This is a genomic window from Streptomyces sp. G45, assembly GCF_049542095.1.
In the GTDB taxonomy this organism is placed as follows: Bacteria; Actinomycetota; Actinomycetes; order Streptomycetales; family Streptomycetaceae; genus Streptomyces.
In genome coordinates, this window is sequence record NZ_JBMUZU010000001.1 from 7,575,034 (window position 1) to 7,590,483 (window position 15,450).

The window sequence follows — 15,450 nt, forward strand, 5'->3', positions numbered from 1 at the left end:
AGGATCAGGGGGAGGCGGGCCAGGGCCGCGCACCCGGTCGCGCCGTCGCAGTTCCAGGCGCGAGCATGAGGAGCACCGTTGAGCAGGTTGCGCTGGCTGACCGCGGGGGAGTCCCACGGACCCGCACTTGTGGCGACGCTGGAGGGTCTTCCCGCCGGTGTGCCGATCACCACGGAGATGGTGGCGGACCACCTGGCCCGGCGGCGCCTCGGCTATGGACGCGGTGCCCGCATGAAGTTCGAGCGCGACGAGGTCACCTTTCTCGGCGGCGTCCGGCACGGCCTGACCATGGGCTCGCCCGTCGCGATCATGGTGGGCAACACCGAGTGGCCGAAGTGGGAGAAGGTCATGTCGGCCGATCCCGTCGACCCGGCCGAACTCGCTGAGCTGGCGCGCAATGCGCCGTTGACTCGCCCCCGGCCCGGCCACGCGGACCTGGCCGGTATGCAGAAGTACGGTGTGTCCGAGGCCCGCCCGATCCTGGAGCGCGCCTCCGCCCGCGAGACCGCGGCGCGTGTCGCGCTCGGCGCCGTCGCCCGGTCGTACCTGAAGGAGACGGCCGGGATCGAGATCGTCTCCCACGTGGTGGAGCTGGCCGCGGCCAAGGCCCCGTACGGCGTGTACCCGACGCCCGCCGACGTCGAGAAGCTGGACGCCGACCCGGTGCGCTGCCTGGACGCCGACGCCTCGAAGGCGATGGTCGCCGAGATCGACCAGGCCCACAAGGACGGCGACACCCTCGGCGGCGTCGTCGAGGTCCTGGCGTACGGCGTGCCGGTCGGCCTCGGCTCGCACGTGCACTGGGACCGGCGGCTCGACGCGCGGCTCGCCGCCGCGCTCATGGGCATCCAGGCCATCAAGGGCGTCGAGGTCGGCGACGGCTTCGAGCTGGCCCGCGTGCCCGGCTCGAAGGCGCACGACGAGATCGTCGCCACCGACGACGGCATCAAGCGCGCCACCGGCCGCTCCGGCGGCACCGAGGGCGGCCTCACCACCGGCGAGCTGCTGCGCGTGCGCGCCGCGATGAAGCCCATCGCGACCGTCCCGCGCGCCCTCGCCACCGTCGACGTCGCCACCGGCGAGGCCGCCAAGGCCCACCACCAGCGCTCCGACGTGTGCGCGGTCCCGGCCGCCGGGATCGTCGCCGAGGCCATGGTGGCGCTGGTCCTCGCCGACGCGGTCGCCGAGAAGTTCGGCGGCGACAGCGTCCCGGAGACCCGGCGCAACGTGGAGTCGTACCTCGACCACCTCCAGATCCGGTGAGCGGCGGCCCCAAGGTCGTCCTCGTCGGACCGATGGGCTCGGGCAAGACCACCGTCGGCGCGCTCCTCGCCGAGCGACTCGGCGTGGCCTACCGCGACACCGACGCGGACATCGTGGCCGCCCAGGGCCGCGAGATCGCCGACATCTTCGTCGAGGACGGCGAGGACCACTTCCGCGACCTGGAGCGGGCGGCCGTGCGGGCCGCCGTCGCCGGGCACGACGGGGTCCTCGCCCTCGGCGGCGGCGCGATCCTCGACGCGGGCACCCGCGCGCTGCTGCGCGACCTGCCCGTCGCCTACCTCTCGATGGGCGTCGAGGAGGCCGTGCGCCGCGTCGGCCTGGGCGCCGCGCGCCCGCTGCTCGCGGTCAACCCGCGCAAGCAGTGGCGCGAGCTGATGGACGCGCGCCGCCACCTGTACGAAGAAGTCGCCAGCGCCGTCGTCGCCACCGACGGCCGCACCCCCGAAGAGGTCGCGCAAGCGGTCCTGGACGCACTGGAGTTGAAGGCAGCATGAGCGAGGCAGTGACCCGCATCCACGTCGGCGGCACCGCGGGCACGGAGCCGTACGACGTGCTGGTCGGGCGGCAGCTGCTCGGCGAGCTGGGCGGCCTGGTCGGTGCCGCCAAGCGCGTCGCCGTCATCCACCCCGAGGCGCTCGCCGAGACCGGCGACGCACTGCGCCAGGACCTCGCGGACCAGGGCTACGAGGCCGTCGCCATCCAGGTGCCGAACGCCGAGGAGGCCAAGACCGCCGAGGTCGCCGCGTACTGCTGGAAGGCGCTCGGCCAGTCCGGCTTCACCCGCACCGACGTGATCGTCGGCGTCGGCGGCGGCGCCACCACCGACCTGGCCGGTTTCGTCGCGGCGAGCTGGCTGCGCGGGGTGCGCTGGGTCGCCGTACCCACGACCGTGCTCGGCATGGTGGACGCGGCGGTCGGCGGCAAGACCGGGATCAACACGGCCGAGGGCAAGAACCTGGTGGGCGCCTTCCACCCGCCCGCCGGGGTGCTGTGCGACCTGGCCGCCCTGGACTCGCTGCCCGTGCACGACTACGTCTCCGGGCTCGCCGAGATCATCAAGGCGGGCTTCATCGCCGATCCGGCCATCCTCGACCTGATCGAGGCCGACCCCCAGGCGGCCCGCACGCCCGCAGGGCCGCACACCGCCGAGCTGATCGAGCGCTCCATCCGGGTCAAGGCGGAGGTCGTCTCCGGCGACCTGAAGGAGTCGGGCCTGCGCGAGATCCTGAACTACGGCCACACGCTGGCGCACGCCATCGAGAAGAACGAGCGCTACCAGTGGCGGCACGGCGCCGCCGTCGCCGTCGGCATGCACTTCGCGGCCGAACTCGGCCGTCTGGCCGGACGCCTCGACGACGCCACCGCCGACCGGCACCGCACGGTCCTGGAGTCCGTCGGGCTGCCGCTCAGCTACCGCTACGACCAGTGGCCCAAGCTCCTGGAGACCATGAAGGTCGACAAGAAGTCCCGGGGCGACCTGCTGCGCTTCATCGTCCTCGACGGCCTCGCCAAGCCGACCGTCCTGGAGGGCCCGGACCCGGCGGTGCTGCTCGCCGCGTACGGCGAAGTCGCCGACTGACCGTCCGATCCGTCCGCCCGCGGGCGATTCGAACAAGCCACGGGCACTCCGCGGCCTCCCCGGCCGTTCACACAACGTCGGCCGGGGACGGTACCGTTCGGTACGGGCGGCCCCGCCGCCCCTACCAGGTCAGTCGTACGAGACGGAGTGGCACCGGATGCAGCACGCAGTGGGGTCTCCGTCGCCGCCGCCCCTTCAGCCGGGGCACGGACCGGCCACCGGCTGGTCCCCGGCCGCGCACCACCCGAGCGCCCCCCAGCCGGGCTTCGCGCCCGGCTTCGCCAGCGCCCCCTCCGGTCCCGCGCCGCACCCGCCGGGACCGGCTCCCGTTCCGCAGGCCCCGGGCGCCCCGCAGGGCCACGGCGCCCCGCACGCGCCGGTCGCCCCGCACGTTCCGCACGCCCCGGCGGCGCCCCACCCTCCGGCCGCCCCGCACGCCCCCGCCCCGCCGCCTCGGGACGTCACCAGCCACATCCAGCTCCCGCCCGGCGGCCCCGTCGCCGTGCCGAGCCCCCCGCCGGACGCGGCCCCCGCCGACACGGGCTCCACGACCCTCGCCGTGCTCCTCATCGGCCCCGCGGGCGCGGGCAAGACCAGCGTCGCGAAGTACTGGGCCGAGCACCGCCGCGTGCCCACCGCCCACATCAGCCTCGACGACGTCCGCGAGTGGGTCCGCTCCGGCTTCGCCGACCCCCAGGCGGGGTGGAACGACAACTCCGAGGCGCAGTACCGCCTGGCCCGCCGCACCTGCGGCTTCGCCGCGCGGAACTTCCTGGCCAACGGGATCTCCTGCGTCCTAGACGACGCCGTCTTCCCGGACCGGCCGGTCGTCGGCCTCGGCGGCTGGAAGCGGCACGTGGGCCCCGGCCTGCTGCCCGTCGTCCTGCTGCCGGGCCTGGAGGTCGTCCTGGAGCGCAACGCCCAGCGCAGCGGCAACCGCCGCCTCACGGACGAGGAGGTCGCCCGCATCCACGGCCGCATGGCGGGGTGGTACGGCTCGGGCCTGCCCATCATCGACAACTCCCACCTGGACGTCCCGGCGACGGCCCGCCTCCTCGACGAGGTCCTGGCCCGGGCGCTGACGAGCCCGCCCAAGTGGTAGCCCGGGGCCTGCCGCGCCGGTGGCCGCGGCCCGCCGAAGGGGAGGCTCAAGCGCGCGGCCACCGCCCCGCGGGCCGCTGTCAACGATCCCGGCCCCGCCCCTCGTCCGCGCGGCCCTGACGCCCGGTCGGACGCGCTGAACCGGCCCCGGCACCGGGCCGCTCTTAGGCTCGGCCCCATGTCAGAGGTGTACGCGGCCCGCCGGGAGCGGCTCAGGGAGCGGTGCGCGGCCGGAGGCAGCGCGGCGGCGCTGGTCTCCCGGCCCGCCAACGTCCGCTATCTCGCTGGCGCGGCCCCGCGCGGCGCCGTCCTGCTGCTCGGCGGGAGTGAGGACGTGCTGCTGTGCGCCCGCCCGCCCGAGGACGAGCCCGGCGCGGCACGGCCCGATGCGGGCCTGCGGCTGCACGTCCTTCCGGCGCCGGACGGCGACCCGGCCGTCGCGGGCGCCGGTCAGGCCGCCGCCCAGGGCGTCGAGGCGCTCGCCGTCGAGGAGCACCACCTGACCGTCGCCCGCCACCGGGCGCTGGCGTCGGTGGCGCCCCGGCTGCGCTTCACCGACCTCGCCCAGGGCGTGGAACAGCTGCGCCTGGTCAAGGACGAGGAGGAGCTGTCCTGCCTCAGGATCGCCGCCGAGATCGCCGACCAGGCGCTGGGGGAGCTGCTGGAATCCATCCTGGTGGGGCGCACGGAGCGGCATCTCGCCCTGGAGCTGGAGCGCCGCCTCGTCGACCACGGCGCCGACGGCCCGGCGTTCCCGACGTCGGTCGCCACCGGGCCGCACTCCGGGCGCCTTGGGCACCGCCCGACGGACCGGCGCGTGGAGGAGGGCGACTTCCTCTCCGTGTGCCTCGGCGCCTGCTACCGGGGCTACCGCAGCGAGATCGGCCGCACCTTCGTCATCGGCACCACGCCCGCGGACTGGCAGATCGAGCTGTACGACGTGGTCTTCGCCGCCCAGCGGGCCGGGCGCGAGGCCCTCGCCCCCGGTGCGGCCTGCCGGGACGTGGACCGCGCGGCCCGGCAGGTGCTCGCCGCCGCGGGGTACTCGGAGGGGCTGGCTCCGGGGACCGGACACGGCGTGGGGCTCGAAAACACCGAGGACCCGCAGTTGGCGCCCGCGGCCATGGGTAAACTGGACGCTTGCGTGCCGGTCACCGTCGAACCGGGGGTCCACCTCCCGGGCCGGGGCGGAGTCCGGATCGATGACACGCTCGTCGTCCGCTGCGAAGCGGACGGCGGACCCGAGCTACTCACCATCACGACCAAGGAGCTGCTCGCGCTCTAGCGCGGGCACGTGCCCGGGGTCGTCCACGTCAGTCCAGGAGATTCCGCAACCGTGGCTTCCACGAACGACCTCAAGAACGGCATGGTGCTCAAGCTCGAAGGCGGCCAGCTCTGGTCCGTCGTCGAGTTCCAGCACGTCAAGCCCGGCAAGGGCCCTGCATTCGTGCGCACCAAGCTCAAGAACGTGCTCTCCGGCAAGGTCGTCGACAAGACGTTCAACGCCGGCGTCAAGGTCGAGACGGCCACTGTCGACAAGCGCGACATGCAGTTCTCGTACATGGACGGCGACTACTTCGTCTTCATGGACATGGAGACCTACGACCAGCTGCACATCGACAAGAAGGTCGTCGGCGACGCCGCGAACTTCCTGATCGAGGGCTTCGAGGCCACCGTCGCGCAGCACGAGGGCGAGGTGCTCTTCGTCGAGCTGCCCGCCGCCGTCGAGCTGACCATCCAGGAGACCGAGCCCGGCGTCCAGGGCGACCGCTCCACCGGCGGCACCAAGCCCGCCATCCTGGAGACCGGCCACCAGATCAACGTGCCGCTGTTCATCACCACCGGCGAGAAGATCAAGGTCGACACCCGCGACAGCAGCTACCTCGGCCGGGTGAACAGCTAACCGTGGCCGCCCGTAACACGGCCCGCAAGCGCGCCTTCCAGATCCTCTTCGAGGCCGACCAGCGCGGCGTCGACGTGCTCACCGTGCTCGCGGACTGGGTGCGCCACTCGCGGACCGACACCCGGCAGCCGCCGGTGAGCGAGTACACGATGGAGCTGGTCGAGGGCTACGAGAAGCACGCGGCCCGCATCGACGAGCTGATCGCCCAGTACGCCGTCGGGTGGACCCTGGACCGGATGCCCGTCGTCGACCGGAACATCCTGCGGCTCGGCGCCTACGAGCTGGTCTGGGTGGACGGTACGCCCGACGCGGTCGTCCTCGACGAGGCCGTTCAGCTCGCCAAGGAGTTCTCGACCGACGATTCGCCCGCTTTCGTGAATGGGCTCCTCGGTCGTTTCAAGGACCTCAAGCCGAGCCTGCGCCGGGAGGCGTGAGCGGTTCTCGTTCCGCCGTTCCCAGCAGCGCTTCGAAGGGCCCGCGGCCATCACGGCCGCGGGCCCTTCGCGTTTTCCCTCGGTGGCACGGCCAAGCGGACGTACGGGTGAACACCGCTGACGGGAGCGCGAAAAACCGCCGGGGTGGCCGGAAAACCTCATGGGTTTCCGGCCACCCCGGCGGCACGTTTCTCCCCGGGCCCCGTCAGGGGGCCGCTCAGACCTCTTCGTGGGCCACGGCGCGGCGGGCGTCCGCGTCGAGCACGCCCCAGCTGATGAGCTGCTCCGTGAGCACCGAGGGCGACTGGTCGTAGATCACGGCGAGGGTGCGCAGGTCGTCCTGGCGGATGGAGAGCACCTTGCCGTTGTAGTCGCCGCGCTGGGACTGGATGGTGGCGGCATATCGCTGGAGCGGGCCCGCCTTCTCCGCCGGGACGTGCGCCAGGCGCTCCAGGTCCAGGACCAGCTTGGGCGGCGGCTCGGCGGCACCGCCGGGCGGGGTGCCCGGCAGGAGCTCCTGCACCGGAACGCCGTAGAAGTCCGCCAGCTCGGCGAGGCGCTGCACGGTCACGGCGCGGTCGCCGCGCTCGTACGACCCGACCACGACGGCCTTCCAGCGACCCTGGGACTTCTCCTCCACGCCGTGAAGGGAAAGGCCCTGCTGGGTGCGGATGGCGCGGAGCTTGGCCCCGAGCTGTTTGGCGTATTCGCTGGACATATAGCTCCCCGGACGCTGTGACAACGTGCGGCTCCGCCGCGCGGCTGGTGACTCACTGTGAGGTTACGCAGCGTTACTTGGCTGCGTCAAGCCGAATGGGTCCGAGGGCCCCTTCCGAGGGGCGGGGAGGGGCCGCGTTGCCGTGGCTGGTACCGTAAAAGACGCCTGGCCCGCTGGATGGCGGGATTAGGCGTACATTCGACGTCCTTTAAAGTCCGTCCCGTGAGGCGGAGAAGGAGGTCCGTTTTCATGGACACGCATGCCTCCGGTGTGCCGCGGCCCGTTCTCGAAGGCCCGGACATCGCACGGGTGTTGACCCGTATCGCCCACGAAATCGTGGAGCGCGCCAAGGGCGCCGACGACGTGGTGCTGCTCGGCATTCCGACCCGGGGCGTCTTCCTCGCCCAGCGGCTCGGCGCGAAGCTCGAGGAGATCACCGGCCGCAAGATCCCGGTCGGCTCCCTTGACATCACGATGTACCGCGACGACCTGCGGATGCACCCCCCGCGCGCCCTCGCCCGCACCGACATCCCCGGTGACGGCGTCGACGGCCGCCTGGTCGTCCTCGTCGACGACGTGCTCTTCTCCGGCCGCACCATCCGCGCCGCCCTCGACGCCCTGAACGACATCGGCCGCCCGCGCGCGGTGCAGCTCGCCGTCCTCGTCGACCGCGGCCACCGCGAACTGCCCATCCGCGCCGACTACGTCGGCAAGAACCTCCCCACGTCGCTGCGGGAGACGGTCAAGGTCCAGCTCGCCGAGGAGGACGGCCGCGACGCCGTGCTGCTCGGCGCCAAGCCGGAGCCCGCGGCCGGCTGACGCTGGCTCCCCCTCGTACGACCCGCCTCAGGTCCGTGCGCGAGCTGACGCGCGCCCGTACACGCGGCGCGCCCGCCTGCCCGCCCAGGGACGTGACCCAGGCCCGGCACACCTGAAATCCCCCTACGGAGCCCACCCGATGATGCGACACCTCATCTCGGCCGCCGACCTCTCCCGCGACGAAGCCGTCCTGATCCTCGACACCGCGGAGGAGATGGCCCGCGTCGCCGACCGGCCGATCAAGAAGCTGCCCGCGCTGCGCGGCCGCACGGTCTGCAACCTGTTCTTCGAGGACTCGACCCGTACCCGGATCTCCTTCGAGGCCGCCGAGAAGCGCCTCTCGGCGGACGTGATCAACTTCGCCGCCAAGGGGTCCAGCGTCTCCAAGGGCGAGTCCCTGAAGGACACCGCCCAGACCCTGGAGGCGATGGGCGTCGACGCCGTCGTCATCCGGCACGGCGCGTCCGGCGCCCCCTACCGGCTCGCCACCTCCGGCTGGATCGACGCGCCCGTCATCAACGCCGGTGACGGCACCCACCAGCACCCCACGCAGGCCCTGCTGGACGCGTTCACCATGCGCCGCCGCCTGATCGGCCCCGACGCGGGCCTCGGCCAGGGCCTGGACGGCAAGCGCGTCACCGTCGTCGGCGACGTCCTGCACAGCCGGGTCGCCCGCTCCAACGTGGACCTGCTGCACACCCTCGGCGCCGAGGTCACCCTGGTCGCGCCGCCCACCCTGATCCCGGTGGGCGTCGAGCACTGGCCGTGCGAGGTGTCGTACGACCTGGACTCCACGCTCACCAAGTCCGACGCCGTGATGATGCTGCGGGTGCAGCGCGAGCGGATGAACGCCGCGTTCTTCCCCACCGAGCGCGAGTACTCGCGCCGCTACGGCCTGGACGCCGACCGCATGGCGAAGATGCCCGAGCACGCCATCGTCATGCACCCCGGCCCCATGGTCCGCGGCATGGAGATCACCGCCGAGGTCGCCGACTCCGGCCGCTGCACGGTCGTCGAGCAGGTCGCCAACGGCGTCTCCATCCGCATGGCCGTCCTGTACCTGCTGCTGGGCGGCAACGAGCCCGCCGTCACCCACTCGCGTACCGAGGAGAAGTAAGACCCATGAGCAAGATCCTGATCCGTGGTGCGAAGGTGCTCGGCGGCGAGCCCCAGGACGTCCTGATCGACGGGGAGACCATCGAGGCCGTCGGCGCCGGGCTCGCCGCCGAGGGCACCACCGTCGTCGAGGCCGACGGCAAGGTGCTCCTGCCGGGCCTGGTCGACCTGCACACCCATCTGCGCGAGCCCGGCCGCGAGGACTCCGAGACCGTCCTCACCGGCACCCGCGCCGCCGCCAGCGGTGGCTACACCACCGTGTTCGCGATGGCCAACACCTTCCCGGTCGCCGACACCGCGGGCGTCGTCGAGCAGGTCTACCGGCTGGGCAAGGAGTCCGGCTACTGCGATGTGCAGCCCATCGGCGCCGTCACCGTCGGCCTGGAGGGCAGGAAGCTCGCCGAGCTGGGCGCCATGCACGAGTCGGCCGCCGGTGTCACGGTCTTCTCCGACGACGGCAAGTGCGTCGACGACGCCGTGATCATGCGGCGTGCCCTGGAGTACGTGAAGGCGTTCGGCGGTGTCGTCGCCCAGCACGCCCAGGAGCCGCGGCTCACCGAGGGCGCCCAGATGAACGAGGGTGTCGTCTCCGCGGAGCTGGGGCTCGGCGGCTGGCCCGCGGTCGCCGAGGAGTCGATCATCGCCCGGGACGTCCTCCTCGCCGAGCACGTCGGTTCGCGGGTGCACATCTGCCACCTGTCGACGGCCGGGTCCGTGGAGATCGTCCGCTGGGCCAAGTCCCGCGGCATCGACGTGACCGCCGAGGTCACCCCGCACCACCTGCTCCTCACCGACGAGCTGGTGCGCACCTACAACCCGGTCTACAAGGTCAACCCGCCGCTGCGCACGGAAGCCGACGTCATGGCCCTGCGCGAGGCTCTCGCCGACGGCACCATCGACATCGTCGCCACCGACCACGCCCCGCACCCGCACGAGGACAAGGACTGCGAGTGGGCCGCGGCCGCCATGGGCATGGTCGGCCTGGAGACCGCCCTGTCGGTCGTGCAGCACACGATGGTCGACACGGGCCTGCTGACCTGGGCCGGGGTGGCCGAGCGGATGTCGGTCAAGCCCGCCGAGATCGGCCAGGCCGCGGGCCAGGGCCGCCCGATCGCCGCGGGCGAGCCCGCGAACCTCACCCTCGTCGACCCGGCATACCGTGGAGCCGTGGACCCCGCGGGCTTCGCCTCCCGCAGCCGCAACACCCCCTACGAGGGCCGTGAGCTGCCGGGACGCGTCACGCACACCTGGCTCCGGGGTCGGGCCACGCTCGTCGACGGGAAGCTCCAGTGAACGCACACCACCCCCTCGCCCTGACCCAGCTCGCCGCCGACGAGAAGTCGGCGCAGGTCACCGACTGGGCCGCCCGGATCGGCTGGGTCGTCGGCATCCTGCTCTTCATCGCGCTCGTCTACTGGCTGATGCGCGAGGGCTGGAAGTGGCGCGGCACCCTCCAGAGCGACCTGCCGGAGCTCCCCAGCGCGCCGTCAGAGCCCGGTGCGACGAAACTTGAGCTGACCGGCCGCTACCACGGCTCCACCACCGCGGGCCAGTGGCTGGACCGCATCGTGGCGCACGGCCTGGGCACCCGCAGCCGGGTGGAGCTGACCCTCACCGACGCGGGCCTGGACGTCGTACGCCCCGGGGCGCGGGACTTCTTCATCCCCAGGGAAGCCCTGCGCGAGGCCCGGCTCGACAAGGGCATCGCGGGCAAGGTCCTCGCCGAGGGCGGTCTGCTGATCGTCACCTGGGCGCACGGCGACAAGCTCCTCGACTCCGGCTTCCGCTCGGACCACGCCGCCGAGCAGGCCGCCTGGGTCGAAGCCATCAACAACATGATCGACAGCACCGAGAACCACAGCACGACGGAAACGGAAGGCGCACGATGACGACCTCCACCCAGGAGAACGCCTCGCAGAGGAAGGTGGCGCCTCCCGCCGTACTCGTCCTGGAGGACGGCCGCGCCTTCCGCGGCCGCGCCTACGGGGCCGTGGGGGAGACCTTCGGCGAGGCCGTCTTCTCCACCGGCATGACCGGCTACCAGGAGACCCTGACCGACCCGTCGTACCACCGCCAGGTCGTCGTGATGACCGCCCCCCACGTCGGGAATACGGGCGTCAACGACGAGGACCCCGAGTCGGGGCGGATCTGGGTCTCCGGGTACGTCGTGCGCGACCCCGCCCGGGTGCCCTCCAACTGGCGCTCCCGGCGCTCCCTCGACGAGGAGCTGCGGCGTCAGGGCGTCGTCGGCATCAGCGGCATCGACACCCGCGCCCTCACCCGCCACCTGCGCGAGCGCGGCGCCATGCGTGTCGGCATCTTCTCCGGAGACGCCATCGCCAGTGACGCCGACCTGCTGGCCAAGGTGCGGGCGCAGCCGCAGATGAAGGGCGCCGACCTGTCCGCCGAGGTCGCCACCAAGGAGGCGTACGTCGTCCCGGCGATCGGTGAGAAGAAGTTCACCGTCGCCGCCGTCGACCTCGGCATCAAGGGCATGACCCCGCACCGCATGGCCGAGCGCGGCATCGAGGTGCACGTGCTGCCCGCCACCGCGACCGCCGAGGACGTGTACGCCGTCAACCCCGACGGCGTGTTCTTCTCCAACGGCCCCGGTGACCCGGCGACCGCCGACGGCCCCGTGGCCGTGATGCGGGAGGTCCTGAAGCGGAAGACGCCGCTGTTCGGCATCTGCTTCGGCAACCAGATCCTCGGCCGCGCCCTCGGCTTCGGCACGTACAAGCTGAAGTACGGCCACCGCGGCATCAACCAGCCCGTGCAGGACCGCACGACCGGCAAGGTCGAGGTCACCGCGCACAACCACGGCTTCGCCGTCGACGCCCCGCTCGACCGCGTCTCCGACACCCCCTACGGACGCGCCGAGGTCTCCCACGTGTGCCTCAACGACCAGGTGGTGGAGGGGCTCCAGCTCCTCGACCAGCCCGCGTTCAGCGTCCAGTACCACCCCGAAGCAGCCGCGGGTCCGCACGACGCCGCGTACCTCTTCGACCGCTTCGTTACGCTCATGGAGGGCCAGCGTGCCTAAGCGCACCGATATCCAGTCCGTCCTGGTCATCGGCTCCGGCCCGATCGTCATCGGCCAGGCCGCGGAGTTCGACTACTCCGGAACCCAGGCGTGCCGCGTCCTCAAGTCCGAGGGCCTGCGCGTCATCCTCGTCAACTCCAACCCGGCCACGATCATGACCGACCCGGAGATCGCCGACGCCACGTACGTCGAGCCGATCACCCCGGAGTTCGTGGGGAAGATCATCGCCAAGGAGCGCCCCGACGCGCTCCTGCCCACGCTCGGCGGCCAGACGGCCCTGAACACCGCCATCTCCATGCACGAGCAGGGCGTCCTCGACAAGTACGGGGTCGAACTGATCGGCGCCAACGTCGAGGCGATCAACAAGGGCGAGGACCGCGACCTGTTCAAGGAGGTCGTCGAGGCCGTCCGCGCCAAGATCGGCCACGGCGAGTCCGCCCGCTCGGTGATCTGCCACTCCATGGACGACGTCCTGAACGGCGTCGAGGAACTGGGCGGCTACCCCGTCGTCGTCCGCCCCTCCTTCACCATGGGCGGCGCGGGCTCCGGCTTCGCGCACAACGAGGACGAGCTGCGCCGCATCGCGGGCCAGGGCCTCACCCTCTCGCCGACCACCGAGGTGCTCCTGGAGGAGTCCATCCTCGGCTGGAAGGAGTACGAGCTGGAGCTGATGCGCGACAAGAACGACAACGTCGTAGTCGTCTGCTCCATCGAGAACTTCGACCCGATGGGCGTGCACACCGGCGACTCCATCACCGTCGCGCCCGCGATGACGCTCACCGACCGCGAGTACCAGATCCTGCGGGACGTCGGCATCGCGATCATCCGCGAGGTCGGCGTCGACACCGGCGGCTGCAACATCCAGTTCGCGGTGAACCCGGCCGACGGCCGCGTCATCGTCATCGAGATGAACCCGCGCGTCTCGCGGTCCTCCGCGCTGGCCTCCAAGGCCACCGGCTTCCCGATCGCGAAGATCGCCGCGAAGCTGGCCGTGGGCTACACCCTCGATGAGATCCCCAACGACATCACCGAGAAGACCCCGGCGTCCTTCGAGCCCACGCTCGACTATGTGGTCGTCAAGGCCCCGCGCTTCGCCTTCGAGAAGTTCCCGCAGGCTGACTCCACGCTCACCACGACGATGAAGTCCGTCGGCGAGGCCATGGCCATCGGCCGCAACTTCACCGAGGCCCTCCAGAAGGCCCTGCGCTCCCTGGAGAAGAAGGGCAGCCAGTTCACCTTCACCGGCAGGCCCGGCGACAAGAACACCCTGCTGCGCGCCGCCGTGCGCCCCACCGACGGCCGGATCAACACCGTCATGCAGGCCATCCGCGCGGGCGCCACCCCGCAGGAGGTCTTCGACGCCACGAAGATCGACCCCTGGTTCGTCGACCAGCTCTTCCTGATCAAGGAGATCGCCGACGAGCTGACCGCCGCCGACGAACTCACCCCCGAGCTGCTCGCCGACGCCAAGCGCCACGGCTTCTCCGACGCGCAGATCGCCGAGATCCGCGGCCTGCGCGAGGACGTCGTCCGCGAGGTCCGGCACGCGCTCGGCGTCCGCCCGGTCTACAAGACGGTCGACACCTGCGCCGCCGAGTTCGCCGCGAAGACCCCGTACTTCTACTCCTCCTACGACGAGGAGTCCGAGGTCGCGCCGCGCGAGAAGCCCGCCGTGATCATCCTGGGCTCCGGCCCCAACCGCATCGGCCAGGGCATCGAGTTCGACTACTCCTGCGTGCACGCCTCCTTCGCGCTCAGCGACGCGGGCTACGAGACCGTCATGGTCAACTGCAACCCCGAGACCGTCTCCACCGACTACGACACCTCCGATCGGCTCTACTTCGAGCCGCTCACCCTGGAGGACGTCCTGGAGATCGTCCACGCCGAGCAGCAGGCGGGCCCGGTCGCGGGCGTCGTAGTCCAGCTCGGCGGCCAGACCCCCCTCGGCCTCTCCCAGGCCCTGAAGGACAACGGCGTCCCGGTCGTCGGCACCTCGCCCGAGGCCATCCACGCCGCCGAGGACCGCGGCGCCTTCGGCCGCGTCCTCGCCGAGGCGGGCCTGCCCGCGCCCAAGCACGGCACCGCCACCACCTTCGCCGAGGCCAAGGAGATCGCCGACGAGATCGGCTACCCCGTCCTCGTCCGCCCCTCGTACGTGCTCGGCGGGCGCGGCATGGAGATCGTGTACGAGGAGGCCCGCCTCCAGGCGTACATCGCCGAGTCCACCGAGATCAGCGCCGACCGACCGGTCCTCGTCGACCGCTTCCTCGACGACGCCATCGAGATCGACGTGGACGCGCTCTACGACGGCCACGAGCTGTACCTGGGCGGTGTCATGGAGCACATCGAGGAGGCCGGGATCCACTCCGGCGACTCGGCGTGCGCGCTGCCCCCGATCACGCTCGGCGGCCACGACATCAAGCGCCTGCGCACCTCCACCGAGGCCATCGCCAAGGGCGTCGGCGTGCGCGGCCTGATCAACATCCAGTTCGCGATGGCCGGGGACATCCTGTACGTCCTGGAGGCCAACCCACGCGCCTCGCGCACGGTGCCCTTCACCTCCAAGGCCACCGCCGTGCCGCTCGCCAAGGCCGCCGCCCGCATCTCGCTGGGCGCGACCATCGCCGAGCTGCGCGCCGAGGGCCTGCTCCCGGCCACCGGCGACGGCGGCGAGCTGCCGCTCGACGCGCCGATCTCCGTCAAGGAGGCCGTCATGCCCTGGTCGCGCTTCCGCGACATCCAGGGCCGCGGCGTCGACACCGTGCTCGGCCCGGAGATGCGCTCCACCGGCGAAGTCATGGGCATCGACTCGGTGTTCGGCACGGCCTACGCCAAGTCGCAGGCCGGGGCGTACGGTCCGCTGCCCACCAAGGGCCGCGCGTTCATCTCCGTGGCCAACCGCGACAAGCGCTCCATGATCTTCCCGGCGCGCGAACTGGTCGCCCACGGCTTCGAGTTGCTCGCCACCTCCGGCACCGCCGAGGTCCTCAAGCGCAACGGCATCAACGCCACCGTCGTGCGCAAGCAGTCCGAGGGCGAGGGTCCGCGCGGCGAGAAGACCATCGTCCAGCTCATCCACGACGGCGAGGTCGACCTCATCGTCAACACCCCCTACGGCACCGGCGGCCGCCTCGACGGCTACGACATCCGCACCGCGGCCGTCGCCCGCTCCGTGCCGTGCCTGACGACGGTCCAGGGCCTGGCCGCCGCCGTCCAGGGCATCGACGCCCTGCACCACGGGGGAGTGGGCGTGCGCTCGCTCCAGGAACACGCGCGGCACCTGACGGCTCTGTCCGCGGACCGCGACTAGGCGCTCCGCGGGATGGGTTGCGCTGTGCCGTCGTCCGTCCGCGACTCCGTCGTGGCTGGTCGCGCCCACGCGGCGGAGCCGCATATCGACACGGCCCCGCGCCCTTCGGGGCGCTCCCGTACCGCAGCCGACTTCGCCACGCT

General features: G+C 72.1%; 14 protein-coding genes. 13 read left to right on the plus strand and 1 reads right to left on the minus strand.

What is annotated here, in order from left to right; translation table 11 throughout:
• The first annotated feature begins 78 nt into the window (after positions 1-78).
• From aroC to nusB, 7 genes are all read left to right on the plus strand, one after another.
• Positions 79-1,263, plus strand: coding sequence for a chorismate synthase (aroC, locus tag ACOBQU_RS32195; protein WP_423631984.1), 1,185 nt, complete (start codon positions 79-81; stop codon positions 1,261-1,263).
• Complete coding sequence (locus ACOBQU_RS32200) at positions 1,260-1,778, plus strand: shikimate kinase (protein WP_423631986.1); 519 nt, start codon at positions 1,260-1,262, stop codon at positions 1,776-1,778. The genes aroC and ACOBQU_RS32200 overlap by 4 nt, the downstream gene beginning before the upstream one ends.
• Positions 1,775-2,863, plus strand: coding sequence for a 3-dehydroquinate synthase (gene aroB, locus ACOBQU_RS32205; protein WP_423631988.1), 1,089 nt, complete (start codon positions 1,775-1,777; stop codon positions 2,861-2,863). Before ACOBQU_RS32200 ends, aroB begins: the two co-directional genes overlap by 4 nt.
• A gap of 157 nt (positions 2,864-3,020) precedes the next feature.
• The gene (locus ACOBQU_RS32210; protein WP_423631990.1) at positions 3,021-3,965 is read left to right on the plus strand and encodes a Pro-rich N-terminal domain-containing protein; all 945 of its coding nucleotides are present in this window, start codon (positions 3,021-3,023) and stop codon (positions 3,963-3,965) included.
• A gap of 177 nt (positions 3,966-4,142) precedes the next feature.
• The gene (locus ACOBQU_RS32215; protein ID WP_423631992.1) at positions 4,143-5,249 is read left to right on the plus strand and encodes an aminopeptidase P family protein; all 1,107 of its coding nucleotides are present in this window, start codon (positions 4,143-4,145) and stop codon (positions 5,247-5,249) included.
• Positions 5,250-5,300: 51 nt separating this feature from the next.
• On the plus strand, positions 5,301-5,867 hold the full coding sequence (gene efp / locus ACOBQU_RS32220) for an elongation factor P (RefSeq protein ID WP_289953504.1): 567 nt from the start codon (positions 5,301-5,303) through the stop codon (positions 5,865-5,867).
• A 2-nt stretch (positions 5,868-5,869) separates the two neighbouring features.
• On the plus strand, positions 5,870-6,301 hold the full coding sequence (gene nusB / locus ACOBQU_RS32225) for a transcription antitermination factor NusB (protein WP_423631994.1): 432 nt from the start codon (positions 5,870-5,872) through the stop codon (positions 6,299-6,301).
• A 217-nt stretch (positions 6,302-6,518) separates the two neighbouring features.
• Here the strand turns inward: nusB and bldD are convergent, their stop codons facing one another.
• On the minus strand, positions 6,519-7,019 hold the full coding sequence (gene bldD / locus ACOBQU_RS32230) for a transcriptional regulator BldD (RefSeq protein WP_016638847.1): 501 nt from the start codon (positions 7,017-7,019) through the stop codon (positions 6,519-6,521).
• A 249-nt stretch (positions 7,020-7,268) separates the two neighbouring features.
• On the opposite strand from bldD, the gene pyrR reads away from it, so the two are divergent.
• From pyrR to carB, 6 genes are all read left to right on the plus strand, one after another.
• Complete coding sequence (gene pyrR, locus ACOBQU_RS32235; protein WP_423631997.1) at positions 7,269-7,838, plus strand: bifunctional pyr operon transcriptional regulator/uracil phosphoribosyltransferase PyrR; 570 nt, start codon at positions 7,269-7,271, stop codon at positions 7,836-7,838.
• Between the two features lie 139 nt (positions 7,839-7,977).
• Positions 7,978-8,955, plus strand: a complete 978-nt coding sequence (locus tag ACOBQU_RS32240; protein WP_423631999.1) for an aspartate carbamoyltransferase catalytic subunit — start codon at positions 7,978-7,980, stop codon at positions 8,953-8,955.
• 5 nt (positions 8,956-8,960) lie between these two features.
• Positions 8,961-10,247 carry a dihydroorotase gene (locus tag ACOBQU_RS32245; RefSeq protein ID WP_423632000.1) on the plus strand — a complete coding sequence of 429 codons (1,287 nt, stop codon included), beginning with the start codon at positions 8,961-8,963 and terminating at the stop codon, positions 10,245-10,247.
• Entirely contained in the window at positions 10,244-10,843 is a 600-nt protein-coding gene (locus ACOBQU_RS32250) for a hypothetical protein (protein ID WP_423632002.1), read from the plus strand. Before ACOBQU_RS32245 ends, ACOBQU_RS32250 begins: the two co-directional genes overlap by 4 nt.
• Positions 10,840-11,997, plus strand: coding sequence for a glutamine-hydrolyzing carbamoyl-phosphate synthase small subunit (gene carA, locus ACOBQU_RS32255; RefSeq protein ID WP_423632004.1), 1,158 nt, complete (start codon positions 10,840-10,842; stop codon positions 11,995-11,997). Before ACOBQU_RS32250 ends, carA begins: the two co-directional genes overlap by 4 nt.
• A complete protein-coding gene (gene carB, locus ACOBQU_RS32260; protein WP_423632006.1) occupies positions 11,990-15,307 on the plus strand; it encodes a carbamoyl-phosphate synthase large subunit in 3,318 nt (1,105 codons plus the stop codon). Before carA ends, carB begins: the two co-directional genes overlap by 8 nt.
• The last annotated feature ends 143 nt before the right edge of the window (positions 15,308-15,450 follow it).